This is a genomic window from Deinococcus sp. Marseille-Q6407, from assembly GCF_946848805.1.
GTDB lineage: Bacteria > Deinococcota > Deinococci > Deinococcales > Deinococcaceae > Deinococcus.
The window spans coordinates 383461-408075 of the sequence record NZ_CAMPFU010000001.1; the positions used below are offsets into that span (position 1 = coordinate 383461).

The window sequence follows — 24615 nt, forward strand, 5'->3', positions numbered from 1 at the left end:
CAGCGGGGAAGCCGGGATAAGGTGAAAGGCGACATGACCTCCAGTGATGCCGCCCCACCGAACGCTGTGCCAGAAAATGCTCTGCCGCCGGCACCGCTGCCGCTGTCCAGTCTCAGCCTGCCGGTCACCGTACCGCTGGCCGGCGTGCGCGAGGCACTCAATGCCCGCATTCCGCGTGAATTTGCCCGTATAGACAGGGAGCAGCGGGTACTGGGCGGACGGGCTGGCATCCGGATCTACGGCGTGGTGGCCCGGCAGGGCGATATTCAGGTGGTGCCGGCCAGTGAGGGAGGCAGCGGCGATGCCTTGGAGCTGGAAGTGCCGCTGCAGGCCACTTTCTCGGTGCGCCCTGAACTGCCGGGCAGCGGCGCCGGCTGGGCCGACCGCCTGTCCAGTTCGCTGACCCGTGACCTCAGCGGGGCGGCCACGGTGCGGCTCCGGCTCCGGCCTTATCTGCGCTCCGACTGGGAAGCCGGCGCCGAGGTCAGCGGCGAACTGCGCTGGACCGAGCCTCTATCGGCTGAACTGCTGCCGGGAACCCGCCTGAGCGTGGCGGCGCTGGCCGAAAGTGCAGTGCGGTCACAGCTGACACGGGTCACGCAAGAGGTGGCCCACGCCGTGAGCGAGGCCGCCGGACTGCGTGAGCGGGCCGAGACGGTCTGGACGCAGCTGCAGCAGCCCTGGCCTTTGCCGTTGCCTGCCGGCAACGCGGAAGTGGATGCGCTGGGGCCTGCCTACGCACAGGCGATGCCGCAGACGCTGGGGGTGGCCGGGCTGGGGCTGCGCGGCGACGCCCTGCAGCTGACCCTGCAAGCCGAAGGCTACCTGCGCGCCGAACTGGGCCAGCCGCCGCGGGCACCGGCGGGCCGCGCACTGCTGCCGGAGCTGCGGGTGACAGCACAGGCCGGCGGTCCCGGCGAGCTGCACCTGCGGGCGCCGGTGCTGCTGCCGTTTGTGGCGCTGGCCCGGCTGGTCACTGCGGCGGCGCAGCGTGAGCTGGCGGAACTGCCGCTGCCCGGCTGGGCACCCCGCCTGCAGCTGGAAGGGCTGGACGTGGCCGGCTCGCCACAGGAGCAGCGCCTGGACCTGACGGCGCGGCTGACCCTGAGTGGTCTGGGCCGGCCGCGCCGCATCACTGCCTGGGTGGGCGGGCGGCCCTGGCTACGGCCCGGCGGCCGGGTCGTCACCCTGGAAAATGTGCAGGTGCAGCTGGACGCCGAGCTGCCCGGGCAGCGGTGGCTCGCCCCGTTCCTGTCGGAGCGCCTGAGTGCAGCCCTGGCCCGCATTGCCCGCTTCGACCTAGCGCCGCAGCTGACGGCGCTGGAACAGAGCGCCGCAGCGGGGCTGCCAGCCACCCTCCGGCCGGGGCTGAGCCTGCGCGCCGAGCCTGGCGGCTTTCAGCTGGACGACCTGCGGGTCACCCGGCAGGGCCTGGAAATCACAGCCGCCGCCGACGCTGCTGCGCTGAACCTGCAGGTGGACGCGGCCGCGCTGATAGACCAGCTGGGCTAGACCAGCAGAGCTGGGTGAGGGCTAAGCGCCCGCACTACTCGGTCTTGCTGGTCTATCAGTCCTGCCGGGCCGCGGCGCTCCGTTCCAGCAGTTCGCGGTGGCTGTGCAGGTGCGCGGCCACCATTCGCAGCCAGTCGAGGGCGTCCAACTCACCGAAAAAGGGGTGCCAGGCCGTGCGCCCCGGCGTTTCATGGATGCCGGCGGCCACCGTTTCCAGCGCGGCGCGGTGCCCGCTCCAGACTTCTTCCCAGCTCTGCCAGGGCAGACCAGCGGCGCTCGGCAGGCTTTCGGGCGGGGCCTGCCGCTTACCGTCTTTCAGCACGTTCAGCACGCCGGGTGTCTGCGGCGTCGGGCGCAGCTCGCGGTCCGAGAGCAGCAGACCCAACAGGCGGGTGATGCCGCTGTTGATTTTCACAACGTGTTCGGCTTCCTGCGCCGGCGACCACTCGCGGCCCGGCTGCACCGTGGTCCAGTCGTGTTCGCGGGTACGCAGCTCGGCCTCGAAGGCGTCCAGCTGGGCACTCAGGGCAGCCTGGACTTGTGTGGGAGTCTGGCCGAAGTGGCGCAGCACGGCAGGATCTTGTAGGGGTTGGGGTGCAGTCATGCCGGCAGTCTAATTCACGCTTGCTGCCAGCCGGCCCACACCCCCACCTGACTGTTGATGCCGCAGCGGGCCCTGTACGGCAGCCCGCCCGGTGTGGTCCAGTGCGAGAGCGGCGCGGCAGGCCCGTAGACTTCCGGGTCGTTCAGGGCCACCCCAGCTTGCTCGCAGGCCGCAATCTTCTCGGCGCTGAAGCGGCGGCCGGTCACTGCACTCAGGAACTCGGCGGCCAGCGGGTAATGGGCCGGATTCATGGCGGTGGTGCCGTTCTTCTGGGGCTGGCCTTTTGTCAGCAGCCGAGCAGTGCTGATCCAGCCTTGCGGGCGCACCTCCACCTGCATCTGGCTGCCGTCCCCAAGGCGGTAGGTGCGCTGTGTGCCGTCATGCCAGCCCATCGTTCCCTCGCCGTTCTGGCGCACCGTGACCAATCTGCAGCCGTGGGTGCGGCAGAAGGTGGTCTGGGCCGGGTCCACCTTTTGTCCCAGCCAGCTGGTGGGTGCAGCCGCTCCCGGAGCAGCCTGAGCAGAAGCGAAACCAAGAGCCAACAATGTGGCAACAGGTAAAAATGTTTTCATGACTACATTCTGGGGGGGTCCTGACGGGAATCTGAAAGAGCCTTTACTTTTCCGTCATCCTTTCTCAGCGCCGGGGCTTGCCGATCACCGCGCGGCCACCCATATAAGGCTGCAGCGCCGCCGGAATCCTCACCGTGCCGTCGGCCTGCTGGTGGTTTTCCAGGAAAGGCACCAGAATACGCGGGCTGGCGATGCCGGTGTTGTTGAGGGTATGCGCGAACTGAGGCTTGCCACCTTCACCCTTGAAGCGCAGGCCGGTGCGGCGGGCCTGCCAGTCGGTCAGGTACGAGCAGGAGTGGGTTTCGCGGTATTTTTCCTCGCTGGGCACCCAGGTTTCGATGTCCATCATCAGGTGCTTGCCCAGGCCCATGTCGCCGGTGGAATTCTGCACCACCCGGTAGGGCAGCTCCAGCGCCTGAAGAATACCTTCGGCGTTGGCCAGCAGTTTGTCGAACCAGGCCGGGCCGTCTTCAGGCCGGCAGATCACGTACTGCTCCACCTTACGGAACTCGTGGACCCGGATCAATCCGCGCACGTCGCGCCCGGCGCTGCCGGCTTCGGAGCGGAAGGCGGCGCTGAAACCGGCGTAAGCCAGCGGCAGGTCGCTTCCCGCCAGGATTTCGCCGGCGTACAGCGAGTTGAGCGGCACTTCGCTGGTGCCGGCCAGCAGCAGGTCCTCGCCTTCAAGGCGGTAGACCTGATCCTCGCCGCCCGGAAAATGTCCGGTGGCGACCAGGGTTTCCGGGCGCACCAGCGCCGAGGTGCTGAGCATCTCCAGGCCGCGCTCGGCCAGAAAGTCCAGCGCGAAAGTCAGAATCGCCATCTCCAGCCGTGCCGCTTCACCCTTGAGCAGGTACGAGCGGCTGCCCGACACCCGGGCCACCCGCTCGGGATCGGCCCAGCCCTGCAGCTCCAGCAGGTCCACATGGTCCAGCGGCTGAAAGTCGAAGGCCGGCAGCTGGCCTTCGCGGCGCAGTTCTGCGTTTTCCTCGTCGCTGGGGCCCACCGGCGCCGAGGGGTGGGGAATGTTGGGCACCCGCAGCAGCAGGCCGCGCAGCGCCTCTTCCTGTTCGCGCAGCTTCGGTTCCAGGTCGCTGAGCTGCTGGCCCAGGTCCTTACCCTTCTGAATCAGGGCCGGGCGGTCCTCGGCGCTGGCTTTCGGGACCAGCTTGGCGTTGGCGTTGCGCTCGGCCTGCAGCGCTTCGACCTGCTGGCGTACGTCCAGCACGGCGCGGTCGGCCGCCAGCACCTCGTCCAGATCGAGCTCGAGGAACTTGTCGGCAATCGCTTTGCGGATAACGTCAGGGTTCTCGCGGATAAAACGGATGTCTTGCATGGGGCACCTCGGCAAAAGGGAGAAAGAGCAAAAAGAAAATGAATCAGAAAAAAGGCGCGCCCGGCAGCCGGGGCGAGCGCCGGAGCCGTCTCAGTGCCGGCGGCGCACTCGTTACTCGGTGTCGAGGGTGCGCGGCAGCCGCACAAAGCCCTGCTCGCTGGCCGGGGCCAGGGCCAGCACTTCAGCCTGTGACAGGGTCATGCCGGGTTCATCGGCACGCAGCTCGCCGGACAGGGGCAGCGGCCGCTGTAGCGGCTCCACGCCCCCAGTGTCTACCGCCTGGAGTTGCTGAAAGTAGCCCAGCAGGTCGTTCAGCTCTTCTTTGATGGCTTCTTCTTCCTGGGGTTTCAGTTCCAGCCGGGCCAGAAAGGCCAGATGCTGGAGCTGCTCGCTGCTGAGGCGGTCGGCCTGGGCCGGCTGGGCAGCGGGGGCGGTCGGGTCAGGCGCGGTCATGCGGCTCAGTATAGGGGGCCCCGGCAGCTTCCTGACCCAGCTGCCCCCGCCCCAGCTCTTCCCGCCGCTGCGCCGGCCAGGCCAGCAGCAGCAGAATCAGCCCGAAGGCGGTCATGCTCAGCACCGGAATGGTCAGAATGGAATTCAGCGCCGAGGCTCCCTCCCCAAACAGCTGCGACCACAGCGGCCAGATGGTGGTGCAGGGCTCCTGCCCGGCGTCTATGGAGCAGGCCTTGAGCTGCCCGATCCAGCCCCAGACTTCGGCGTTCTGCAGCAGGGCCGTCACGATGCCGGCCAGCGCCAGCGGAACGGCATACACCCGGAACCTGAGGTCGTCCCGGAAAGCGGCGATGCCCAGTGTCAGCGCCAGGGGATACATGGCGGTGCGCTGGTACCAGCACAGCTTGCAGGGCCGGTAGCCCAGCACCTCGCTAAGGTACAGGCTGCCCAGCGCAGCGGCCAGCGCCACCACCCAGGCCAGATACAGGCGGGTCGAACGGTTCATGCCCTCAGCAGCCCCTTATCCTGGCCCTTATTTCTTCGCCAGCGCGGCGTCAATCGCCTGCTGCAGCTGCGCGTAGTCGCCGGGATTCTCGACCTTGTCGCCGTTGATAAAGACGCTGGGGGTCCCATTCACGCCGCTGGCCTTGACCTCGGCCTCGTTGGCGTCCACCCGGGCGGCGGTGGCGTCGCTGTCCAGGCACTCGCCGAACTTGGCCTGGTCAATCGCCGGCACGTTGGCGGCCAGCTCCTTGAGGCGTTCCTTGGTGGCCCAGACCTTGTTCTCGTCTTCCTGCGCGCGGAACAGGATGGTCTTGTACTGCCGGAAAGCGTCGTTGCCGCCGTGCTCAAAGGCGCACTCGCCCGCCTGCGCGGCGTACTTGGAATCGTCCTCGGGCAGCTTGGCTATCTCGGCTAGGAAGGGCCAGGTTACCGAGTACACTTTTACCTTGCCCGAGCGGACATAATCGTTTTCCACCTTGAGGAAAATGCTGCCTTCAAACTGCTTGCAGGCCGGGCATTTGAAGTCCTCCACCACGATCATCTCGACCGGCGCCGACGCTTCACCGACCACCGGCTTGTTGCTCAGGTCGAACTGGGCCTTGACAGCTGCGCCGCTGGCCGTATCGGCCTGGGCTTTGGCGTCGTTCTTGCCGCGTCCGGCGAACAGCGCCAGCGCGATCAAAGCGGCAGCGATCAGGGTGCCGAGGATCAGCGCCGTATTGTTGCTCTTGTTTCCCTGCAGTTTGGTCATAGTTAGAGCCGATTCTACACGGCGGGGGTGAGGCCGCAGACAGAGCCAGCTGCCCCGCCGCCCGCGCCTGCGCTGATTGGGCTGGGTGCCAATAACAAAAAAGCGCTGCCCGGGTGGGCAGTACTTCTGGGAAATCAGAGGTGACGGGCTCAGCGCACGGGCGCCTGATCGGCATGCAGCAGCCGGCGCTCGGCGCGGCGGCCGGTCAGGTCCACGATCCAGAGGATGACCTGCCGCACCAGGCTGACGCCCAGGCCCATCAGCATCGCCAGCAGGGCGCTGCGCTGCAAATTAGGGTCGGCCACCAGCAGCAGGTTCTCGTCCAGCAGGTGCCCGAACTGCGCCGCTGCAATGATCGGCAGGGCAAACACCGCCGCTGCGAACGGCAGCACGATCCAGCCACCGGAATGCTTGACCACCAGCAGCGCCAGCAGGGCGCCGCCCACCAGCGGCAGCAGCACTTTCCAGGTGTCGTCCGGCTGATTGCCCATCAGCAGGGTCAGCAGGCCCATAAAGGCGGCGATGTATCCGAACCAGCCGCCGAACTCGTCGGCCAAGATGGCCAGCAGCACCCACAGGAACAGCACGTTGCTCCATTCCCAGCCGCTGCTCAGCACCGCCAGCAGCGCGGCCAGCGTGACCAGCCCACCGATGACCCGGCCGCCCAGGCCCAGCCAGTTCTGCCGCCGCAGCCGCTCCTGCGGAGAGAGCTGCGGGCCGGTGCGGCGCGGCTCAACAGGCGCGGCCACCACCTCGTCGGCCTCCCGGCCCAGCGGCCGGCCGGCCGGCTCGGTCATGGGCGCCGCATCAACCTCGCTGACTTCTGTAACTTCGGTGACTTGGGGAACGGCGGCCACCACCTGCTCGGCGGGCTGGCCTGCTTTGGCCGTCTGCTCCGGCTCGGCCCAGGCGGGGCGGGGCTGCCCGGCGCTATTGGTTCCGTCCCCGGCGCGTTCTTCCGGGGCGGCGCCGCTGCGGGGGTCCTGGTGGGGCTGTTCTGGGTGACTCATGCCTTCTTGCCTTTCTGTCCGGCGGCCTTGCGGGGCTTGCTGCTTGCGGCGGCCGTCTCAGCTTTTTTTGCCGGGGTCTTTTTTGCGGGGGCTTTTTTGGCCGGCTCCGCCGCTTTGTCCGCCTTGGCGGCGCTGCGCTTGGGTGCGAGCTTGTCAGCTTCTGCCTTGGTGGCCTTGCTGCTGGCGGCCCCGACTTGAGCGGACTTGCTGCCAGCCGCCGGAGAAGAGTGGATTTCGCTCTGCGCCGCCGGGACCAGGCCCCGGACCATCCGCAGGTACTCCCCAGTGTAGCTGGTGGGGTGCGCGGCAACCTGTTCGGGGGTGCCGGCCGTGACCACCGTGCCGCCCCGCACGCCGCCTTCGGGCCCCAGGTCGATGATGTGGTCGGCGGACTTCATCACGTCCAGGTTGTGTTCGATGATCACCAGGGTGTTGCCGCCCTCGACCAGCCGCTCCAGCACCAGCATCAGCTTGCGCACGTCCTCGAAGTGCAGGCCGGTGGTGGGTTCGTCGAGAATGTAGATGGTCTTGCCGGTCGCTCTTTTCGCCAGTTCGGTCGCCAGCTTGATGCGCTGCGCCTCACCGCCCGAGAGCGTGGTGCTGGGCTGCCCGATTTTCATGTAGCCCAGACCCACGTCCAGCAGCAGTTGCAGCTTGCCGGCGATTGCGGGAATACTCTCGAAGAACTCGCAGGCGTCTTCCACCGTCATGTCCAGCACGTCGGCGATGGTTTTGTCGTTGTATTTGACTTCCAGCGTTTCGCGGTTGTAGCGCGCACCGTGACAGACCTCGCACGGCACGTAGATGTCTGGCAGGAAGTTCATCTCGATTTTCATGACGCCGTCACCCTTGCAGTGCTCACAGCGCCCGCCCTTCACGTTGAAGGAAAAGCGGCCCGCCTGATAGCCCCGGCGCCGCGCCTCGGGGGTGCGGGTGAACAGGTCGCGGATTTCGGTGAACACGCCAGTGTAGGTGGCCGGGTTGGAGCGCGGGGTGCGGCCGATGGGCGACTGGTCGATTTCGATGACTTTGTCGAGGTGTTCCAGGCCCTCAATGCGGTTGTAGCGGCCCGGGCTGGTCTTGGCGCCGTTGAGGTCGCGGGCCAGCGTGGCGTGCAGGATGTCGTGAATCAGGGTGCTCTTGCCTGAGCCGCTGGGGCCGGTGACCACCGTCATGATGCCCAGCGGAATCTCGATATCCACGTCTTTGAGGTTGTGCTGATTGGCCCCGAAAATCCGCAGCCGGCGGCCATTGCCGCGGCGGCGCTTGTCGGGCAGCGGAATCTCCAGCTCGCCGCGCAGGTACTTGCCGGTCAGGCTGTTGGGGTCGTCGCGGACCTCCTGGGGCGTGCCGGCCGAAACCACGTCGCCGCCGTGGACCCCGGCGCCGGGGCCCATGTCCACCAGATAATCGGCTTCCAGCATGGTGTCTTCGTCGTGTTCCACCACCAGCAGGGTGTTGCCCAGGTCGCGCAGGTTCTTGAGGGTGCCGATCAGGCGGCCGTTGTCCTTGGGGTGCAGTCCGATGCTGGGCTCGTCCAGCACATACAGCACGCCGGTCAGGCCGCTGCCCACCTGGGTCGCCAGCCGGATGCGCTGCGCCTCGCCGCCGGAAAGAGTATTGGCGGTGCGGTCCAGCGACAGGTAATCCAGGCCCACGTCCACCAGAAAGCTCAGCCGGGTGCGGATGGCCTTTTGAATCGGGGCCGCTACCGCCGCGCCGAATTCGCTCAGCCGGTACTCGGGGTGCCGCGCCGGGGCCGCCTGCGCCGTGCCGCCCAGGTTGCCCTTCACGTAGGGCGCAGCGTCCTCCGCCGTTACCGCGTTCTCGGCCAGCCGGCCGAAAAAGGTGTCGGCGTCCAGCACGCTCATGCTGCTGACCTGCGCGATGTTCAGCCCCCCGGCGCGCACCGCCAGGATTTCGGGCCGGTAACGGGTGCCACCGCAGGTGGGGCAGGGCTGCAGCTCCATCATCTCTTCGAGCTTCTCGCGCATGTAGTCGGACTCGGTGTCCAGGTAGCGCCGCTCCAGGTTGGGCAGCACGCCCTCATACTCGGTCATAAAGCGCATGGTTTCCTTGCCGCCGCGCCGGTAGACCACCTCGAATGGCTCGTCGATGCCGTTCAGGATGATGTCCTGCACCTTCTGCGGCAGGTCACGCCAGGGTGCTTTGAGGTCGAATTCCAGGTGCTCGGAAAGCGCCCGCAGCTTGTCCCAGTAGTAGATGCCGCCGGTCGAGCCCTTCTTGGACCAGGGCAAAATGGCCCCGCCCGCAATAGACAGTTCCGGGTCCACCACCCGCTCGGCCGAGAATTTCTGCTTGTAGCCCAGGCCCGAGCAGTCGCCGCAGGCGCCGTAGGGGTTGTTGAAGGAAAAGGAGCGCGGCTCCAGTTCTTCCAGCACGCTGCCGTGTTCGGGGCAGGCGAATTTCTCGGAATACAGTTCCTCGGCGCCCTGATCAGGCAGCATCACCCGCAGCAGGCCCTCGCCGCGGCGCAGGCCCAGCTCCACACTTTCAGCAATGCGGCCCCGGTCGTCGGCGCGCAGCTTCAGGCGGTCAATCACCACGTCCACATCGTGCTTCTCGAACTTTTCCAACTTCAGCTTCTCGGCTTCTTCCAGCTCATACAGCACGCCGTCTACCCGCACGCGGGCAAAGCCCTCGCGCCGCAGGTCACCGAACAGCTTGCGGTACTCGCCCTTGCGGCCGCGCACCACCGGCGCCAGCAGAATGGCGCGGGCGTCCGGGTAGCCGTCCAGCAGCCGGTCGGTGATTTCACTGGGACTCTGGCGCTCAATCTTACGCCCGCAGATGGGGCAGTAGGGCGTGCCCACCCGCGCGAACAGCAACCGCAGGTAATCATGGACTTCGGTGACGGTGCCCACCGTGGAGCGCGGGTTGTGGCTGGTGGTCTTTTGGTCAATCGAAATGGCCGGTGAAAGCCCTTCGATGGCGTCCACGTCCGGCTTTTCCATCAGGCCCAGGAACTGCCGGGCATAAGCGCTCAGGGACTCGACGTAGCGGCGCTGGCCCTCGGCGTAGATGGTGTCGAAGGCCAGGGTGCTTTTGCCCGAGCCCGACACCCCGGTAATGACGATGAACTGGTCGCGCGGCAGCTCGACCGTGACGTTCTTGAGGTTGTGTTCGCGGGCGCCGCGCACAATCAGGTTAGACGCCTGGGTGACGGGGGTGGCCGGCGGGCGCACATTGGCCCGGCGGCCGGCCGGGCTGGGCTGGCCGGTGTCTTCGGGCACGCCGGCCACCTGCGAAAGGTCAGGCGAGAGGTCGGCCACGGCCGTCTTCTCCTCCGGGGCAGCTTTGGGCTGTGCATTTTGCTGTGCACTTTCAGGTGCAGTTTTGGCAGTTTTGGGTTGGGCAGAACGCGGCAAAACGGAACTCCTTTGGGGTGGGTGGCAGGCCCGGGGGCGGCCGGGGAGGTTTCTGTCTGAAGCGTAGCGGTTGAGCGGGATTTGCTCGGCGGGCTAAACATGCCAGTCTAACATCTGGCCTGCGCCGGCCGCCGGGCTGGGGGCACACTGCGCCTACACCCACACCTACGCCTACGCCTACGCCGGAGCATGGATAGAGAAGGTCCAGAGCCGGAGAGGCGAGCGGTCTAAAGCGAAGGGCCGACAGGCTACACTGAGCTGGAGGACCATCTCTTCACTTTCGGGTGCTCAATTTCGCCCCTCTTTGCCGCTGTCCTGCCGGGCCCACGCCTATGCAGAGGCCTCTGCCGGTGTTCAGCCGCTTTCTCCAGTTTTTAACCACTTTCTCCAGACATCAGAACCATTGCAGGAAGGAGCCTTATTTGACAGTCCCATACATCATTCTGGCTCTGTTGGGAATCATGGCCGCGTTCTGGGCCGGGCAGCAGCTGGGCAGCCAGCGCCGCCAGCAGGTCGAGCAACAGCACGAGCAGCAGGCCCTTGAGCGGGCCGGAGCCATTCGCCAGGAAGCCGAGGCCGAGGTGGCCGCGCTGCGCGAGCAGGCCCGCAGTGACGTGCAGGCCCTGCGGACCAGCGCCCAGGCTGACGCCGAGGCGCAGGCTGCACAGATTCTCCAACAGGCCCAACAACAGACCGAACAGCAGCGTGCCCAGCTGGCCGAGCAACTGCGCGAGCAGCGCCAGCAGCTGGAGGACCGCCGCAGCCAGCTGGCCGAGCAGCGCCAGCAGTTTCAGTCGCTGCGCGACACGGTCAGCGCCGACCGGCTGCAGCTGGAACAGGAGCGCGGACAGCTGGCCGCCGAGCGCAGTTCTCTCAAGGCCGAGATGGCCGAGGACCGCGAGCGCCTGAACGCCGACCGCCAGGAATACCGCAACGAGCGCGAGGCCATGAACCGCGAGCTGGAACGCCAGAGCCGCCGCGCCGAGCAGCTGGACGTGCGCGGCGAACGCCTCGACGCCCTGGAAGAACGCCTGGAGCGTCAGGCCCGCGAGCTGGCTGGACAGGAACAGGAGCTACAGAGCCGCGCCGCTGAGGTCTGTACCCGTTTGCAGGAGGTGGCCGGACTGAGCCGCGAGGAAGCCCGCGAGCGCATTCTGAGCGCCCTGGACGCCGAGCTGGAAGAGGAAAAGGCCGCCCGCGTCCGCAGCGCCGCCGATCTGAGCAGCAAGGAAATTGCCCGGCAGGCCCGCAGCGTGATTGCCCAGGCCATTCAGCGCAGCGCCTCTGAAACCAGCGCTCAGCTGTCGGTGAGCGTGGTGCCGATTCCCAGCGACGCCATGAAAGGCCGCTTGATCGGCCGCGAGGGCCGCAACATCCGGGCCTTTGAGGCGCTAACTGGTGTGGACCTGATCATCGACGACACCCCCGAAGCGGTGATGCTCAGCAGCTTCAACCCACTGCGGCGCGAGGTGGCCCGGCACGTGCTGGAAGGCCTGCTGGAAGACGGCCGCATTCACCCCGCCCGCATCGAGGAGATGGTGGGCCGCGCCCAGGAGGACATGCGCACCTTTATTCACACCCAGGGCGAGGAAGCCGCCATCGAGGCGGGCGTGGTGGGCCTCAAGCCGGGGCTGCTGCAGCTGCTGGGGCGAATGTATTTCCGCTCCAGCTACGGGCAGAATGTCCTCAAGCACTCTGTTCAGGTGGCGCACCTGACCGGCATCATGGCCGACGAACTGGGCCTGGACGCCGTGATGGCCCGCCGCGCCGGGCTGCTGCACGACATCGGCAAGAGCATCGACCGCGAGGTGGAAGGCACCCACGTGGAGATCGGCATCAGCTTGGCGGCCCGCTTCGGTGAGCCGCACGAGGTGATTGACGGCATCGCCCACCACCACGACCCCGAAAACGGCGAGACGCTGTACTCGGTGCTGGTGGCCGCTGCCGACGCCATCAGCGCGGCCCGCCCCGGCGCACGCCGCGAGGAGCTGGAAGCCTACACCCGCCGCCTGGAAGCCCTGGAAGAAATTGCGGTGTCGTTTCCCGGTGTGCAGCAGGCCTACGCCATTCAGGCCGGCCGCGAGGTGCGGGTGATCGTGCAGCCGGATCAGGTGAGCGACGCGCAGGCCACGCTGCTGGCCCGCGACGTGGCCGGCCGCATCGAGCAAGACATGGAATACCCCGGGCAGGTGCAGGTCACGGTGGTACGCGAAAGCCGCGCCACCGAAATCGCCCGCTAGACTGCTTTTTCGCAGCGCCCCCGGCCGGCGCCTCAGCTTGTTCTGGGGCTTTCCGGCCGGGGGCGCTGACTTGTGGCCCCCCTGCCGCTCCCGTCCCAGCCGTACAATGCACGGCATGACGCCAGCCCCCACCCGTCCCCGCCCTCCGGCCGCGTTCTGGCGGTTGGCCCGCCTGCTGGGGGGCCTGGGCATAGGTTTGTCCGTGCTGCTCACGCTGGGCACCTGGGGCCTGACCCTGATCTTCGCGCCGCAGCTGGCCCACTGGCTGGATCAGGCCAGCGCCGGTCTGACCAACCTGAACACCGGCCTGGAGCAGCTGACCGCTTCACTGGCCCCGCTGGACCTGCTGGCCCGCCCCGAGACGCTGGACGCCGTGCGCACGCTGGGCGACCTGGCCGCGCAGGCCCGCTCGGCGCCCATCATCGGGCTGTTCCTGAGCCAGAACGGCGTGACCGACCAGGCCCTGCAGGGCCTGCAGACGGTGGCCGGCAACTGGGCGGAGTTGCTGGAACATCGTCCCAGCCTGCCGCAGCTGCGCGCCGAGCAGGCCGAGGTCCAGGGCTGGCTGACGCGGGTCCAGCAGGCCCGGCAGTGGCTGACGCCGGCCGTGTGGCTGCTGAATCTGGGTGCCTTGCTGCTGGGGCTGTGGTTCTTGGCGGGGCAGTGGGCGCTGATGCGGCTGGCCGGCGAGCAGCTGGCCGCACTGACTCAGGAAAAGCAGGCTGAGCAGCCGGCCTAGAGCTGGGAGCTGGCCCGCAGAGAATCCGTAGAGAAAGGGCCAAGTGCAAAGGGCCGGGTGCCTCACCATGCGGCGGCAAGCAGCTGTGGCACACTGGGGCGCATGACCCATGCCTCCGAACTTGACCCCCAGATTCTGGAATTGCTGCAGCGCATGTTCGACCTGGCCCGCGCCGGCGAGGCGGCCGAGGTGCAGGGCTGGCTGGAACAGGGTGTGCCGGTCAACCTGACCAACGAAAAGGGCGATACCCTGCTGATGCTGGCCGCTTACAACAGCCAGCCGGAAGTGGTGCGGGTGCTGCTGGAAGCCGGCGCCGACGCGTCGCGTGCCAACGACCGGGGCCAGACTCCGCTTCAGGCCGCCGCCTTCAAGGGTGAGCTGGACATGGTGCGCCTGATGCTGGACCTGGGCGTGGATGTGGACAGCCCCGGCCCCGACGGCCGCACCGCCCTGTTCCTGGCCGCCATGTTCGACCGCAGCGAGATGCTGGAACTGCTGCTGAACCGTGGCGCCGACCTGAACGCCCGTGACGCCGCCGGCTTCAGCGCCCTGGACGCCGCCCGGCAGATGGGCGCCCAGAACACGGCCGCACGCTTGGCCGAACTGATGGCCGCCGGCACCTCGGCTGCCGAGCGCCACAGCTGAGGCTGCCGGGGGAGAAGGGCGCAGAGGGACCAGGGCTTTCTGGTGTTCCCGGCCTCTCTGCGCCCCGGCGCCCCCGTGCTATCCTGAAACCCCGTGAGCCTAGCTGCCACGGCTTTTTTTATTCCAGTTTGCCTCTCTTGGGCCATCCTGCCTTTCCAGAGCCGCCCTGAGGCCAGAGAAGCCGTGTTCGCCGGTATCATCTCCATTTTCTTCTCCCTACCGCTTCTTTCCGGAAGGAGTTCAGCATGAAATACATCTTCGTTACCGGCGGCGTGGTCAGCAGCCTGGGCAAGGGCATCGCCAGCGCCAGCCTGGGCGCGCTGCTGCGGGCCCGTGGTTACAAAGTCACCGCTGTCAAAATCGACCCTTACATCAACATCGACGCCGGCACCATGCGCCCTTATGAGCACGGCGAGTGCTTTGTGACCGCTTCGGGCGCCGAAACGGACCTGGACATCGGCAACTACGAGCGCTTCCTTGACCTGGATATCCCCCAGGGCAGCAACATCACCACCGGGCAGGTGTACCAGGAAGTCATCCGCAAGGAGCGGGCCGGCGATTACCTCTCGCAGACCGTGCAGGTGATTCCGCACGTGACCGACGAGATCAAGCGCCGGATTCGCACCGCCGGTGAAACGGCCGGCGCCGAAATCGTGCTGGTGGAAGTGGGCGGCACGGTGGGTGACATCGAATCGCTGCCGTTCCTGGAAGCCATCCGGCAGTTCCGCTTTGACGAGGGCGACGAGAATGTCCTGTTCCTGCATCTGACGCTGGTGCCGTACCTGGGCACCTCCAACGAGTTCAAGACCAAGCCCACCCAGCACTCGGTGGCGGCGCTGCGTAGCTACGGCATCAGCCCCGACATCGTGATGGTGCGCTCCAAGGAAAAACTGCCGGATGACATCACCCGCAAGATCGCCGCCTTTACCAGCGTGCGTGAAAACCGGGTGTTCAGCAGCTACGACGTGCCGCACATCTACGAGGTGCCGCTGGCGCTGGAAGAACAGGGCCTGGGCAAGGCGGTGGAGGACCTGCTGGGTCTGGAACGCACCCACCCCAACCTGAATGTCTGGACCAACGCCGTCAAGACCCTCAAGACCCCGGAAAACGAGGTCACCATCGCCATTGCGGGCAAGTACACCGCCATGCCCGACGCTTACCTCAGCCTGCTGGAATCGCTGACCCATGCCGGCATCGCCAACGACGCCCGCGTCAACATCAAGTGGGTCAACGCCGAGGAACTTTCCGAAAGCGGCGAAAACATCGAAGCCCTGCTGGGCGATGCCGACGGCATTCTGGTGCCGGGCGGCTTCGGCATTCGCGGCATCGAGGGCAAGATTCGCGCCGCCCAGTACGCCCGCGAGCGTGGCGTGCCTTATCTGGGCGTCTGCCTGGGCATGCAGGTGGCCGTCATCGAGTACGCCCGGCACCAGGCCGGTATCAAGGACGCCAACTCCTCCGAGTTCGACCCCTACGCCGAGGACAAGGTGATTGACCTGATGCCCGAGCAGCTGGAAGTGGAAGGTCTGGGCGGCACCATGCGACTGGGTGACTGGCCCATGCAGCTGGCCCCCGGCACCCGCGTGGCCGAGATGTACGGCGTGCCGCAGGGCGGCGTGGTGACCGAGCGCCACCGCCACCGCTACGAGGTGAACCCCCGTTATGTGCCGCAGCTGCAAGACGCCGGTCTGGTCATCAGCGGCGTGACGCCCGGCATGAACGGCCGCGGCGCCGGCCTGGTGGAAACCATCGAGCTGCCCCGCAATGTCCACCCCTACTACGTGGCGCTGCAGGCGCACCCCGAGTTCAAGAGCCGCCCGATGCGCCCCAGCCCGCCTTTTGCCGGTCTGGTCGAAGCGGCGCTGGAACGTCAGCGGCAGGCCCAGGCTTCTTCCCAGGCCTAAGGTCGGGGTCACGGCTGCTGGCTCCCCTCCACCTTTAGAAGGATGCGGGAGCCGGGGCCGGCCGTTAAGCTAGGAGCATGAAAAGAGATCCCCTGCCCGAGCGTCCGGCAACCGAATTCCGCCGCGACGAAAGCCGCAAGATGCTGGCCGGCGTGGTGGCCGGATTGCAACGCCGTTACCTGCCTCAGACCGACTTGACCCTGCTGCGGGTTCTGGTGGTGCTGCTCGGCATCATGACTGGCGCCGCTCCCTTTCTCATGGTGGCTTACGTGCTGCTGTGGATTCTGGCTCCGGCAGCCTGACGCCAGGGGACGCAGACCCAGCAAAAACCCCCAGCCTGGAGTGATTCCCGGCTGGGGGTTCTGTTTGGAGTGCGCGCCAGTTGGAGTGCGCGCCGGGCCAGAGCTTACAGCCCGCCGGCCAGTTCGGCGTCGGCGGCGCGGCGGAACGGCAGATATTCCGGCGTCCACTGATGCTCGCGGATAAAGGCCGTCAGCTCCTCGTCGCTCATGTTGCGAATCCGGCGCTCGGCGCTCACGCCTTCAGCGATGGCCCGCCGGGCCACCCGCACCGCCACCTGCTCACTGACCGCCCGCAGCTGATCGATGGCGGGAAAGACCGCTTCCTCACCGGCATATTCGGCTGTCCAGTCGGCCAGGGTCTGCGCCGCTTCCATCACCATGCCGTCGGTGATCTCGCGGGCGCGGCTCATCACGGCGCCGAAACCCAGGCCCGGGAAGATAAAGGCGTTGTTGCCCTGCCCGATGCGGTACTCGCGCCCGCCGTGCTCGATAGGGTGAAACGGGCTGCCGGTGGCGATAATCGCCTGGCCGTCGGTCCAGCGCAGCAGGTCGGCCGGGTGCGCCTCGATATGGCTGGTGGGGTTCGACAGCGGAAAGACGATCGGGCGCGGGGTGTGTTCCAGCATGGCATTTACCACGTCCTCGCTGAACAGACCCGGCGAGCCGGTCAGGCCCAGCACGGCGGTGGCGCGCGCACTCCGGACCGTTTCCAGCAGCGTGGGCTGCTCGCCGGCCAGCGTCCAGCCTTCCACGGCGCTGCGCGGTTGGATAAACACCTGCTGAAAGGCGTCTTTCTCGTAGCCCAGCCCTTCCACCATCAGCCCGGTGCGGCCCACCACGTACAGCCGCTGGCGAATCTGCTCCTCGTCCAGGCCCTCACGCCGCAGGCCCTCGCGGATCATGTCGGCTACCCCGATGCCGCCGGCGCCGTTGCCCACCACCACGAACACCTGATCCGAGAGCGTTTCGCCTTTGATCCGCGCCGCGCTGATCAGGCCCGCCACGGCCATCGCGCCGGTGCCCTGAATGTCGTCGTTGAAGCTGGGAATGACCCGGCGGTAGCGTTCCAGTACCCGGAAAGCCGTGCCCCGCGCAAAATCTTCCCACTGAATAATGGCCTGCGGGTAGCGCTCGGCCACCGCTTCCACGAACCGGTCCAGGAATTCGTCGTACTGCCGGCCGGTCAGTCGGCGGTGGTGCTGCCCCAGATAGAGGGGGTCGTCCAGCAGGTCCTTGCGGTCGGTGCCCACGTCCAGTTCCACCGGCAGGGTCTTGTCCAGCCCCAGGCCGCCGCCGGCCACGTACAGGCTCAGCTTCCCGATAGAAATCGCCATGCCGCCAAAGCCCTGATCCCCGATGCCCAGAATGGCGCTGGAATCGGTCGCCACGATCATCCGCACGTCGTTCAGCGGCACGTTGTCCAGCACCTCTTCCACGTGCTCGATGTCGTCGGTGCTGACGGCCAGCCCGCGCGGATAGCGGTAGATGTCCGAGAAGTTCTTGACCGCTTCGCCCACCGTGGGGGTGTAGAGAATCGGTAGCATCTCTTCGAGGTGGTCCAGCAGCAGCGCGTAGAACAGCACCTCGTTGCGGTCCTGCAGCGCCCGCAGGAATTCGTGGCGCTCGAAATCGCTGGTCTGCTTGCGGTAGGAGTTGTAGGTGCGGGTCTTTTGCTCCTGCAGGCTGCTGGTATGCGGCGGCACCAATCCTTCGATGTTCAGCGCCCGGCGTTCCTCGCGGGAAAAGCCGGTGGATTTGTTCAGCAGCGGAATTTGCAGCAGCGGAAAGCCGGTCACGTGGACTTCCACGTAGCGCTGCCCATTCGCGTCGCGCTTCACATCGTAGTAGCGGGTCAATTGATTAGGACTGGGCATACCAGACAGCATAATTGAGATCTGACCGTTTGTCATAGGGCGGTGGTCGTCGGCCGCAGCTGCCGCTCAGCCTTTCAGCCGTTAAAAGTGCTCCCGGTGTCTTGGTGGCTGCACGGGGCAGGGGCGAGTTCCCGCAGCAAGCGGGCCCTCCCCCGGCAGAACCCTAAACGGCCTGTGAGTGTCTGCGGGCGCCGCGCCGGGGCAGGGGCGATTAGACTGCTAGGCAAGATGCTTTCTGTACCCCAAACTGCTCTGCTGGTGCGCGAGGCGGCCACGTCCTTCGGCAAGGACAACGCGCCGCGCCTGGCCGCCGCCCTGACCTACTTCACCATCTTCGCGCTGGTGCCGCTGCTGATTCTGGCCATCACCTTTCTGACCAGCCTGCTGGCCGACCCCAGCGTGCAGCAACGCATCGTGGACTTTCTGGCCAGCAATTTCGGGGCCGATGTGGGTACGGCGCTGCAAACCATGCTTGACGGCCAGAAGGGCAAAGTGGACTTCAGCGGTGGCATCACCGCCGGCGCCGTGATCGGTCTGCTGACACTGGCCTGGGGGGCCACCAACCTGTTCGTGCAGCTACAGGGCTCGCTCAACGAACTGTGGAACGTGCCGTCCGAGGCCACTGGCGGCTTTGCCGGGCAGCTGAGGACCCGCGGCAAGGGCCTGCTGATGGTGCTGGGCTTCGGGGTGGTGATGCTGCTGTTCTTTGCGCTGAACACCTACATGTCGGCCATCGCGCAGCAGCTGGGCCAGGCCTGGGGCGCCGGCGCTTTTCTGGCGCGGCTGGGCACCCTGATTCTGGGTGCGGTGCTACTGACCGGCGTGTTTGCGGTGATCTACCGCGAGCTACCCAACGTGCGCCTGCAATGGAAGGATGTGCTGGTGGGAGCGGCGATCACGGCGGTGCTGTTCTCCATTCTGCAGGTCGTTATCAGCTGGTACTTTGCCAACTTTGCGCCGACCAGCGCTTTCGGGGCCTACTCCTCGGTGATTCTGCTGCTGCTGTGGATTTACTACAACTCTATGATTCTGTTTTTCGGCGCCGAGCTGACCTACGCCTACGCCAAGCATTTCGGGTCCAGCGAGGCCAGCCTCAGCGCCCAGATCAAGGAAGAAGGCTACCTGACCCCGCGTGAAGCCCGCGCGATTGCCTACGCAGCCGAAACCGGCGGCGCCCTGTCCCCGCAGCAGCGCCAGCGGGCCTGGCAGCGCAGCGCCCGGATGGACCAGCCCCACTCCATGCTGACCATGCAGCAGAGCGCGCCGAAGCCGGTGCTGCCCAGCTTGACCGGTGCTGTGTGGAACGCCGTCTCGGCAGTGCTGGCGGTGCCGGCCCTGCTGCTGGCCAAAGTGCTGGGGCTGGGCGGCAAGAAACAGGTGCTGCAAAAGCGGGTTACCGTGCACAGCGACAAGGGCACCATCTCTACCAAGCGCCGCTGAATACGGCGCTGAGCAGCAAAGGCGGTCCTGCGCGGCCGCTTTTGTGTTGCAGGGATGGCCGCTCGGGGCAGACAGGGGCCTGACGGCCAGCAGCCGGGCGCATGGCAGGATAGACAGCATGACTGCCGAACAGCCCCAACCGCTGCACCCGTCTGCTTCCCCTGACACAGCGGGTGCCCCGGCGCCCCAGCCCGAGCGCCCGCCCCGTTTTCAGCCGGCCGACCCGGGCAAGCCCACCATTCTGGTCGCTAACGACGACGGGATTTTCTCGCCGGGCATCAAGGCGCTGGCGCTGGCCCTGGCGGAACAGGCCAACGTGTTCGTGGTGGCGCCGGACGTGGAGCAGTCGGCGGTGGGCCACGGCATCACCATCCGGCGGCCGCTGCGCTTCAAGCACACGGCGGCGGCCGGCTTCGGAGAGCGGATTCCGGCTTACCGGGTGGACGGTACCCCGGCCGACTGCGTGGTGCTGGGCGTTCACCTGCTGGCCCGGCCGGATCTGGTGGTCAGCGGCATCAACCTCGGCCCCAACCTGGGCGACGACCTGACCCATTCCGGCACGGTGGCGGTCGCCATCGAGGGGCTGGCGCTGGGGGTGCCGTCCATCGCCTTCAGCCAGCAGGCCGGCCCCGATGGCGAGTACGATTTCAGTGCCGGAGCCGCTTACGCCGCCCGCCTGGCTGCCGAGGTGGCGGCGCGTGGCCTGCCGCCGCGCACCCTGCTGAACGTGAATTTCCCTGGCGGCCCCCCGCAGGGCGTGCAGGTGACCGAGGTGGGCATGCACCGCTGGGAAGACCGCATCGATTCGCGCCGCGACCCCGAAGGCCGCGAGTACCATTGGGTGGCCGGCACCAGCACCGCTCCCGCCCACGAGGACGAACGCACCGACTACGGCGCGGTGCAGCGCGGCCTGATCAGCGTGTCGCCGGTGCGGCTGGACCTGACGGCCCGTGACCTGTTGCCGCAGGTGGCCGCCTACCTGCCTGAGCTGTAAGCCGGCGGAGTGGGGGAGGGCCGGCGGGCAGGGGGGAAGCGGGCACCCTTTAACACGCTTCCCACTGTCTGTGGCTAGACTGACACCCGATGAACTTTGCCAAGACCCCCGCGCTGCTGCTCACGGCCCTGCTGGGCATGGGCGCCCTAAGCGCCTGCCAGGAGCAGACCAAGACCACCACCAGCTCGACCACCACTTCCGGCGCCGCCGCTGGGGCCAGCGCTGCGGCCACTGAGGCTTCCGGCGAGGCCGCTTCAGATACGGCGACCGCTTCGGCGGCCAGCACCAGCAGTGCCCCCACCGTGACCGAACCGGGCAAGATTCCGGCCGGTTATACGGCGCTGGACCCCCTCAGCCAGGAGCCGGTGCGCAAGTTCAGCGAGGCGCCCAAGCGCACCCTGCAAGACGGCACCGACTACTACGCCCTGTTCGACACCTCGCGCGGACAGGTCCTGATTGACCTGCTGGAAAACGACACCCCGGTCACGGTGAACAATTTCGTGCACCTGGCCCGCAATCATTTTTATGACGGCACCCGCTTCCACCGCGTGATTGACGGCTTCATGGCGCAGGGCGGCGATCCCCTCAGCGTGGACGAGTCCAAGAAAGCCGAATGGGGCTCCGGCGGCCCCGGCTATCAGTTCCCCGATGAGATTCGCCAGAACCTGACCTTCAACGAGCCGAACCTGCTGGCGATGGCGAACTCCGGTCCCGGCACCAACGGCAGCCAGTTCTTTATCACCTTTGCGCCCACCGACTTTCTGAACGGCCGCCACACCATTTTCGGCAAGGTGGTCAGCGGTCAGGAAACGCTCAGCAGCCTGACCCGCACCGCCACCAGCGACGGTGGCAGTGAAGCGCCCATCGAAGGCGCCGTGCCGGACAAACTGCTCAGCGTGCGGATTCTGACCAAGGCCAAATAAACCCAGCCTGGGCGCCGGGCCGCCGCCCGCTCCGGCTCAGCGCCGGGCCAGGGCGGCTTCGGCAGCGCGGAAGGTGGGTTCCCCGAACAGCACCAGCCGGGCTTCCAGCTCGGGGTGCTGTTCCAGCCCTGCCAGCAGCGCGCTCAGGGCGATGTCCAGGGCGCCTTCCAGCGGGTAGCCGTACACGCCCGCGCTGATCAGCGGAAAGGCCACGCTGTGGGCGCCGGCTTCGGCGGCCAGGTCCAGGCTCTGGCGGTAAGCCCCGGCCAGCTGCCCGGCTTCGCCGCGCCCGCCGCCGTGCCAGACCGGCCCCACCGCGTGAATCACCCAGCGCACGCCCCGCGCTTCCAGCCGGAAAGCCGGCGTGATGACGGCGGTGCCGGTGGGGGTGCCGCCGATGGGCCGCAGCGCCGCCAGCAGCTCGGGGCCGGCAGCGGCGTGAACGGCGCCGTCCACCCCGCCGCCTCCGCGCAGGCCACTGTTGGCGGCAGTGACAATGGCGTCGGCCGGCTGCCGGGTAATGTCGCCCTGCACCAGGCTCAGGCGGGCGCGGGCCGGGGTCATGAGGCCCTCCGGGTGCGCAGATGCTCGGCGGCGCCGGCCAGCTGCTGCTGCTCGGGGGAACGCTGCGCCGCCGGAATCAGGCGGCTGCGCTCGGCCTGCTGAATGCGGTGCAGGTCGGCCACCGCCCGCTCCAGATCGTCGTTGACGACCAGATAGTCGAACATGTCGCTCTGCTGCATCTCGGTGCCGGCGCGGGCCAGCCGCTTTTCAATCTTGTCGGGGCTCTCGGTGCCGCGTTCCACCAGCCGGCGGCGCAGTTCATCCAGGCTGGGCGGCATGATAAAGATCATCACGGCTTCGTTGCCCAGGCGTTCGCGCACCTGCCGTGCGCCTTCCACCTCGATTTCCAGCACCACGTCCTGCCCGCGGGCCAGTGCGTCGCGGATAGGCCCCAGCGGGGTGCCGTAGTGGTTGCCCACGAACTCGGCGTGCTCCAGAAATTCGCCCCGGTCAATGTGCTCGCTGAAGGTATCCCGGTCCACGAACACGTAATCTATGCCGTCGCGCTCGCCTTCACGCGGGGCGCGGGTGGTCCAGGAGGTCGAATAGAACACGTTCTGGTCTTTCAGCCAGCGGGCGCGCAGCGTGCCCTTGCCCACGCCGGACGCTCCGGTCATCACCAGCAGCAGCCCCGGGGCAGTCGCAGGTGGGCTGGATTCGGTGGGCTGGGGTGGGGGAGTTCCATTCATGGCGCCCAGAATACCCCTGGTGTCCCGGCCGGTGCCAGCCGGCAGGCAGAAACAAAAAACCCCGCGCACGGCGGGGAAAGAAGGGGCACCGCGCCGGGGACTTATTTGCGGCTGCGGGTTCCGGTCTTGCGGGTCCGTGACTTGCCCAGCTGCTGGCCCTTTTCGAAGCTGGCCTGCATCTTCTCCTGGGTTTCGCGGGCCAGGGCTTCAAAGTCCACCAGGCCGGCTTCCACAGTTTCCACCGTGGCCTTGATGCTGCCGCCCTTGCGGCTCACAGCCAGTTCGCGGTTCTTCTCGTCGAACCACTGTTCAAATTCGGGGGTGTATTCAAACAGCATTTCCTTGGTGTCTTTTTGGTAGGTGCCGCTTTTGCCGCGCCGGGTGTATTCCTTGGGCAGGGTAAAGCGTTCTCCGGGCAGATAAATGGCCTTCAGTTCACCCTGCCGCACCGCTTCACGAAACTGCCGCACAAAGGTATCGCTGCGCTGGGGGTTGGTCAGTTCAAGGACCTGTTCACTTAGTCTTTTGTAGTTCATCTTTCCTCCGTAGCGGAAGTATAAGAGCAGAAAGCCGCCGAGTAAAGCTTTCTGACTCTCCCCTCAAAAAACGGGGAGGCGTTTCAGGGCACTTGTTCTTCCAACTTGACTCTCTCAAATTCTCTGTGTGCTTCTCTCTGGTCCCCAAATATCAACCTGGTCAGGTTCTCTTTTGACAGGGCTGGGCAGCCAACAGGAACAGCGACTTTTGAGCTAAGAATCCTCATCTTTTTGCTTTTCTCGGCTGCTGGTGGAACTTTTCGCCTGGCCACCACGTACCTGGGGCTATGAACTATACCTGGCAACCCCGCATGACCCAGACCCTCACCACGCCCGGCGCGGCGGTCAGCGTGCTGGTATACACGGCCCAGCCGCTGGAAGAACCGCTCCATGGCTTTCATCAGACCCTGAACCGCCCTGATCCCTACCGGCAGCTGCGGGTCGAACTGAACGGTGGGCACGCCGTACTGGAACCGGGCGCCCTGCAGTGGCTGCGCGGCGACATCAAGCTGGAAGCTTCTGCCTCCGGTGGGTCACAGGGCGGCGGCGGGCTGGGCGGCCTGCTGCGCGGCGCCGTGACTGCAGCCGCCACCGGCGAGACACTGTTCAAGACGGTGTACCGGGGCAGCGGCCAGATCACCACCGAGCCCACCCGGCTGCACTACCTGCTGGGCGAACTGCGCGGCGAGGACCTGATCGTAGACGACGGTGCCTTTGTGGCGGCCGCCGGCCAGATCACGGTGGGCCGGCATGTGAACCGTGGCCTGGCCAACACGCTGGGCAGCGGCGAGGGCCGCGTGCAGCCGCGCCTGAGCGGCAGCGGGGTCTTCTGCCTGCAGAGTCCGGTGTACCACAGCGAATTCGACGTGCTGGAACTGCAGGACGATACCCTCAAGGTGGACGGCAACCTGGTGCTGGCCTATACCGCTGGCCTCCAGTTCAGCGTGGAACGCAGCTCCCGCAGCCTGCTGGGGTCTGGCCGCACCGGCGAGGGCTATCTGCAGGTATACCGCGGCACCGGCCGGGTTTGGCTGGCACCCACCCTGGGCGGCCCAGGCACCTTGGGTCTCGGTGGCGCCGCCGGGGCTGCGGGCGGCAACCTCAGCGAGATTCTGGGCAACTGAATTGGGGGCAGCTGCCGGCGCTGTGGCCGGGGCAAATCCTGGCTCAGCCGGCTTGTGGCAGCCGGGGCAGCGGCGTCGCTGTGTCTGCGGCCGGCCCAGGCGCGGGCGCTGGGGTCGCTGCCAGTGGCACGCCCAGGTCCACCCGTGGCACGTGGCCCAGCAGCCAGGTGCACATCACGTGGTGCAGTTCTTCCAGCAGGGGCTGGGTCGGCCCCTGCGAGAGCAGCCGGGCGCGCAGGCCCTCGCCGTAAGCTGCCAGCCGCTGATGTGCGGCGCGGCCCTGTACGGCGGCCGGGTGGCCGGTGCGCCGCATCAGCAGTTCCTCGTAAGTGACATGCAGATACAGATGGGTCTCCACGAACGACAGAAAGACCCGCACCTCTTCTATTGATAGCGGCGTAAGTTGGCGTCCATAAGCTGACGGGGCAGGTGAATATAGCGGACCCGCTGCCAGGCGGTGACAAGCCTCTTTTTCAGCGCTCTGATGGAGTGGGCACAAAAGTTCCCCAA

The 24615-nt window shown here is 66.9% G+C and carries 23 protein-coding genes; 10 read left to right on the top strand and 13 right to left on the bottom strand.

What is annotated here, in order from left to right; all coding sequences use genetic code 11:
• Nucleotides 1-33 precede the first annotated feature (33 nt).
• The gene (locus OCI36_RS01925; RefSeq protein WP_261663373.1) at nucleotides 34-1512 is read left to right on the top strand and encodes a DUF4403 family protein; all 1479 of its coding nucleotides are present in this window, start codon (nucleotides 34-36) and stop codon (nucleotides 1510-1512) included.
• A 55-nt stretch (nucleotides 1513-1567) separates the two neighbouring features.
• On the opposite strand, the gene OCI36_RS01930 is transcribed toward OCI36_RS01925, so the two are convergent.
• The 8 genes from OCI36_RS01930 to uvrA all read right to left on the bottom strand — a co-directional run bounded on the left by OCI36_RS01930 (nucleotide 1568) and on the right by uvrA (nucleotide 9948).
• Nucleotides 1568-2116, bottom strand: a complete 549-nt coding sequence (locus OCI36_RS01930) for a DinB family protein (RefSeq protein ID WP_261663374.1) — start codon at nucleotides 2114-2116, stop codon at nucleotides 1568-1570.
• Nucleotides 2117-2130: 14 nt separating this feature from the next.
• Nucleotides 2131-2688, bottom strand: a complete 558-nt coding sequence (locus OCI36_RS01935) for a hypothetical protein (protein ID WP_261663375.1) — start codon at nucleotides 2686-2688, stop codon at nucleotides 2131-2133.
• A gap of 64 nt (nucleotides 2689-2752) precedes the next feature.
• Nucleotides 2753-4024 carry a serine--tRNA ligase gene (gene serS, locus OCI36_RS01940; protein WP_261663376.1) on the bottom strand — a complete coding sequence of 424 codons (1272 nt, stop codon included), beginning with the start codon at nucleotides 4022-4024 and terminating at the stop codon, nucleotides 2753-2755.
• Nucleotides 4025-4135: 111 nt separating this feature from the next.
• Complete coding sequence (gene gatC, locus OCI36_RS01945; protein ID WP_261663377.1) at nucleotides 4136-4477, bottom strand: Asp-tRNA(Asn)/Glu-tRNA(Gln) amidotransferase subunit GatC; 342 nt, start codon at nucleotides 4475-4477, stop codon at nucleotides 4136-4138.
• Nucleotides 4464-4982 (bottom strand): disulfide bond formation protein B, encoded by a 519-nt coding sequence (locus OCI36_RS01950; RefSeq protein WP_261663378.1) that lies wholly within the window; start codon nucleotides 4980-4982, stop codon nucleotides 4464-4466. The genes gatC and OCI36_RS01950 overlap by 14 nt, the downstream gene beginning before the upstream one ends.
• 27 nt (nucleotides 4983-5009) lie before the next feature.
• Nucleotides 5010-5732, bottom strand: coding sequence for a DsbA family protein (locus OCI36_RS01955; RefSeq protein ID WP_261663379.1), 723 nt, complete (start codon nucleotides 5730-5732; stop codon nucleotides 5010-5012).
• A 149-nt stretch (nucleotides 5733-5881) separates the two neighbouring features.
• Complete coding sequence (locus OCI36_RS01960; RefSeq protein WP_261663380.1) at nucleotides 5882-6742, bottom strand: hypothetical protein; 861 nt, start codon at nucleotides 6740-6742, stop codon at nucleotides 5882-5884.
• Entirely contained in the window at nucleotides 6739-9948 is a 3210-nt protein-coding gene (gene uvrA / locus OCI36_RS01965; RefSeq protein WP_261663420.1) for an excinuclease ABC subunit UvrA, read from the bottom strand. Before uvrA ends, OCI36_RS01960 begins: the two co-directional genes overlap by 4 nt.
• A gap of 605 nt (nucleotides 9949-10553) precedes the next feature.
• Here uvrA and rny point away from each other — a divergent pair.
• The 5 genes from rny (at nucleotide 10554) to OCI36_RS01990 (ending at nucleotide 15961) form a co-directional block, all read left to right on the top strand.
• Nucleotides 10554-12371, top strand: a complete 1818-nt coding sequence (gene rny / locus OCI36_RS01970; protein WP_261663381.1) for a ribonuclease Y — start codon at nucleotides 10554-10556, stop codon at nucleotides 12369-12371.
• Between the two features lie 115 nt (nucleotides 12372-12486).
• A complete protein-coding gene (locus OCI36_RS01975; protein WP_261663382.1) occupies nucleotides 12487-13110 on the top strand; it encodes a hypothetical protein in 624 nt (207 codons plus the stop codon).
• A gap of 102 nt (nucleotides 13111-13212) precedes the next feature.
• Nucleotides 13213-13755, top strand: a complete 543-nt coding sequence (locus tag OCI36_RS01980; protein ID WP_261663383.1) for an ankyrin repeat domain-containing protein — start codon at nucleotides 13213-13215, stop codon at nucleotides 13753-13755.
• A 245-nt stretch (nucleotides 13756-14000) separates the two neighbouring features.
• Nucleotides 14001-15659 carry a CTP synthase gene (locus OCI36_RS01985; protein WP_261663384.1) on the top strand — a complete coding sequence of 553 codons (1659 nt, stop codon included), beginning with the start codon at nucleotides 14001-14003 and terminating at the stop codon, nucleotides 15657-15659.
• Nucleotides 15660-15736: 77 nt separating this feature from the next.
• Entirely contained in the window at nucleotides 15737-15961 is a 225-nt protein-coding gene (locus tag OCI36_RS01990; protein WP_261663385.1) for a PspC domain-containing protein, read from the top strand.
• Nucleotides 15962-16065: 104 nt separating this feature from the next.
• Here the strand turns inward: OCI36_RS01990 and OCI36_RS01995 are convergent, their stop codons facing one another.
• Nucleotides 16066-17835 carry an NAD-dependent malic enzyme gene (locus OCI36_RS01995; RefSeq protein WP_261663386.1) on the bottom strand — a complete coding sequence of 590 codons (1770 nt, stop codon included), beginning with the start codon at nucleotides 17833-17835 and terminating at the stop codon, nucleotides 16066-16068.
• Between the two features lie 228 nt (nucleotides 17836-18063).
• Between OCI36_RS01995 and OCI36_RS02000 the strand changes: the two genes are divergently transcribed.
• From OCI36_RS02000 to OCI36_RS02010, 3 genes are all read left to right on the top strand, one after another.
• On the top strand, nucleotides 18064-19275 hold the full coding sequence (locus OCI36_RS02000; RefSeq protein WP_261663387.1) for a YihY/virulence factor BrkB family protein: 1212 nt from the start codon (nucleotides 18064-18066) through the stop codon (nucleotides 19273-19275).
• 118 nt (nucleotides 19276-19393) lie between these two features.
• Entirely contained in the window at nucleotides 19394-20269 is an 876-nt protein-coding gene (gene surE / locus OCI36_RS02005) for a 5'/3'-nucleotidase SurE (protein WP_315941230.1), read from the top strand.
• A gap of 89 nt (nucleotides 20270-20358) precedes the next feature.
• A complete protein-coding gene (locus tag OCI36_RS02010; protein ID WP_261663388.1) occupies nucleotides 20359-21192 on the top strand; it encodes a peptidylprolyl isomerase in 834 nt (277 codons plus the stop codon).
• 36 nt (nucleotides 21193-21228) lie between these two features.
• On the opposite strand, the gene OCI36_RS02015 is transcribed toward OCI36_RS02010, so the two are convergent.
• The 3 genes from OCI36_RS02015 to OCI36_RS02025 all read right to left on the bottom strand — a co-directional run bounded on the left by OCI36_RS02015 (nucleotide 21229) and on the right by OCI36_RS02025 (nucleotide 22981).
• Nucleotides 21229-21756: a macro domain-containing protein gene (locus OCI36_RS02015; protein ID WP_261663389.1), complete on the bottom strand. Its 528-nt coding sequence runs from the start codon at nucleotides 21754-21756 to the stop codon at nucleotides 21229-21231.
• Nucleotides 21753-22445: a guanylate kinase gene (gene gmk, locus OCI36_RS02020; protein WP_261663390.1), complete on the bottom strand. Its 693-nt coding sequence runs from the start codon at nucleotides 22443-22445 to the stop codon at nucleotides 21753-21755. The genes OCI36_RS02015 and gmk overlap by 4 nt, the downstream gene beginning before the upstream one ends.
• Nucleotides 22446-22546: 101 nt before the next feature.
• Entirely contained in the window at nucleotides 22547-22981 is a 435-nt protein-coding gene (locus OCI36_RS02025) for a hypothetical protein (protein WP_261663391.1), read from the bottom strand.
• 311 nt (nucleotides 22982-23292) lie between these two features.
• On the opposite strand from OCI36_RS02025, the gene OCI36_RS02030 reads away from it, so the two are divergent.
• Nucleotides 23293-24105, top strand: coding sequence for an AIM24 family protein (locus tag OCI36_RS02030; RefSeq protein WP_261663392.1), 813 nt, complete (start codon nucleotides 23293-23295; stop codon nucleotides 24103-24105).
• Nucleotides 24106-24148: 43 nt separating this feature from the next.
• Here OCI36_RS02030 and OCI36_RS02035 read toward each other — a convergent pair whose 3' ends face one another.
• Nucleotides 24149-24484 carry a hypothetical protein gene (locus tag OCI36_RS02035; protein WP_261663393.1) on the bottom strand — a complete coding sequence of 112 codons (336 nt, stop codon included), beginning with the start codon at nucleotides 24482-24484 and terminating at the stop codon, nucleotides 24149-24151.
• Between the last annotated feature and the right edge of the window lie 131 nt (nucleotides 24485-24615).

Excerpts from the sequence above, each read along its gene's own strand:
- OCI36_RS01950 (WP_261663378.1), bottom strand. The coding sequence starts at position 4,982 with ATGAACCGTTCGACCCGCCTGTATCTGGCCTGGGTGGTGGCGCTGGCC.
- OCI36_RS01985 (WP_261663384.1), top strand. The coding sequence starts at position 14,001 with ATGAAATACATCTTCGTTACCGGCGGCGTGGTCAGCAGCCTGGGCAAG.
- surE (WP_315941230.1), top strand. The coding sequence starts at position 19,394 with ATGACTGCCGAACAGCCCCAACCGCTGCACCCGTCTGCTTCCCCTGAC.
- OCI36_RS01990 (WP_261663385.1), top strand. The coding sequence starts at position 15,737 with ATGAAAAGAGATCCCCTGCCCGAGCGTCCGGCAACCGAATTCCGCCGC.
- OCI36_RS01980 (WP_261663383.1), top strand. The coding sequence starts at position 13,213 with ATGACCCATGCCTCCGAACTTGACCCCCAGATTCTGGAATTGCTGCAG.
- serS (WP_261663376.1), bottom strand. The coding sequence starts at position 4,024 with ATGCAAGACATCCGTTTTATCCGCGAGAACCCTGACGTTATCCGCAAA.
- gmk (WP_261663390.1), bottom strand. The coding sequence starts at position 22,445 with ATGAATGGAACTCCCCCACCCCAGCCCACCGAATCCAGCCCACCTGCG.
- OCI36_RS01925 (WP_261663373.1), top strand. The coding sequence starts at position 34 with ATGACCTCCAGTGATGCCGCCCCACCGAACGCTGTGCCAGAAAATGCT.
- OCI36_RS02030 (WP_261663392.1), top strand. The coding sequence starts at position 23,293 with ATGACCCAGACCCTCACCACGCCCGGCGCGGCGGTCAGCGTGCTGGTA.
- OCI36_RS01935 (WP_261663375.1), bottom strand. The coding sequence starts at position 2,688 with ATGAAAACATTTTTACCTGTTGCCACATTGTTGGCTCTTGGTTTCGCT.
- OCI36_RS02010 (WP_261663388.1), top strand. The coding sequence starts at position 20,359 with ATGAACTTTGCCAAGACCCCCGCGCTGCTGCTCACGGCCCTGCTGGGC.
- OCI36_RS01930 (WP_261663374.1), bottom strand. The coding sequence starts at position 2,116 with ATGACTGCACCCCAACCCCTACAAGATCCTGCCGTGCTGCGCCACTTC.
- gatC (WP_261663377.1), bottom strand. The coding sequence starts at position 4,477 with ATGACCGCGCCTGACCCGACCGCCCCCGCTGCCCAGCCGGCCCAGGCC.
- OCI36_RS02025 (WP_261663391.1), bottom strand. The coding sequence starts at position 22,981 with ATGAACTACAAAAGACTAAGTGAACAGGTCCTTGAACTGACCAACCCC.
- OCI36_RS01995 (WP_261663386.1), bottom strand. The coding sequence starts at position 17,835 with ATGCCCAGTCCTAATCAATTGACCCGCTACTACGATGTGAAGCGCGAC.
- OCI36_RS02015 (WP_261663389.1), bottom strand. The coding sequence starts at position 21,756 with ATGACCCCGGCCCGCGCCCGCCTGAGCCTGGTGCAGGGCGACATTACC.
- OCI36_RS02000 (WP_261663387.1), top strand. The coding sequence starts at position 18,064 with ATGCTTTCTGTACCCCAAACTGCTCTGCTGGTGCGCGAGGCGGCCACG.
- OCI36_RS01975 (WP_261663382.1), top strand. The coding sequence starts at position 12,487 with ATGACGCCAGCCCCCACCCGTCCCCGCCCTCCGGCCGCGTTCTGGCGG.
- OCI36_RS01960 (WP_261663380.1), bottom strand. The coding sequence starts at position 6,742 with ATGAGTCACCCAGAACAGCCCCACCAGGACCCCCGCAGCGGCGCCGCC.
- OCI36_RS01955 (WP_261663379.1), bottom strand. The coding sequence starts at position 5,732 with ATGACCAAACTGCAGGGAAACAAGAGCAACAATACGGCGCTGATCCTC.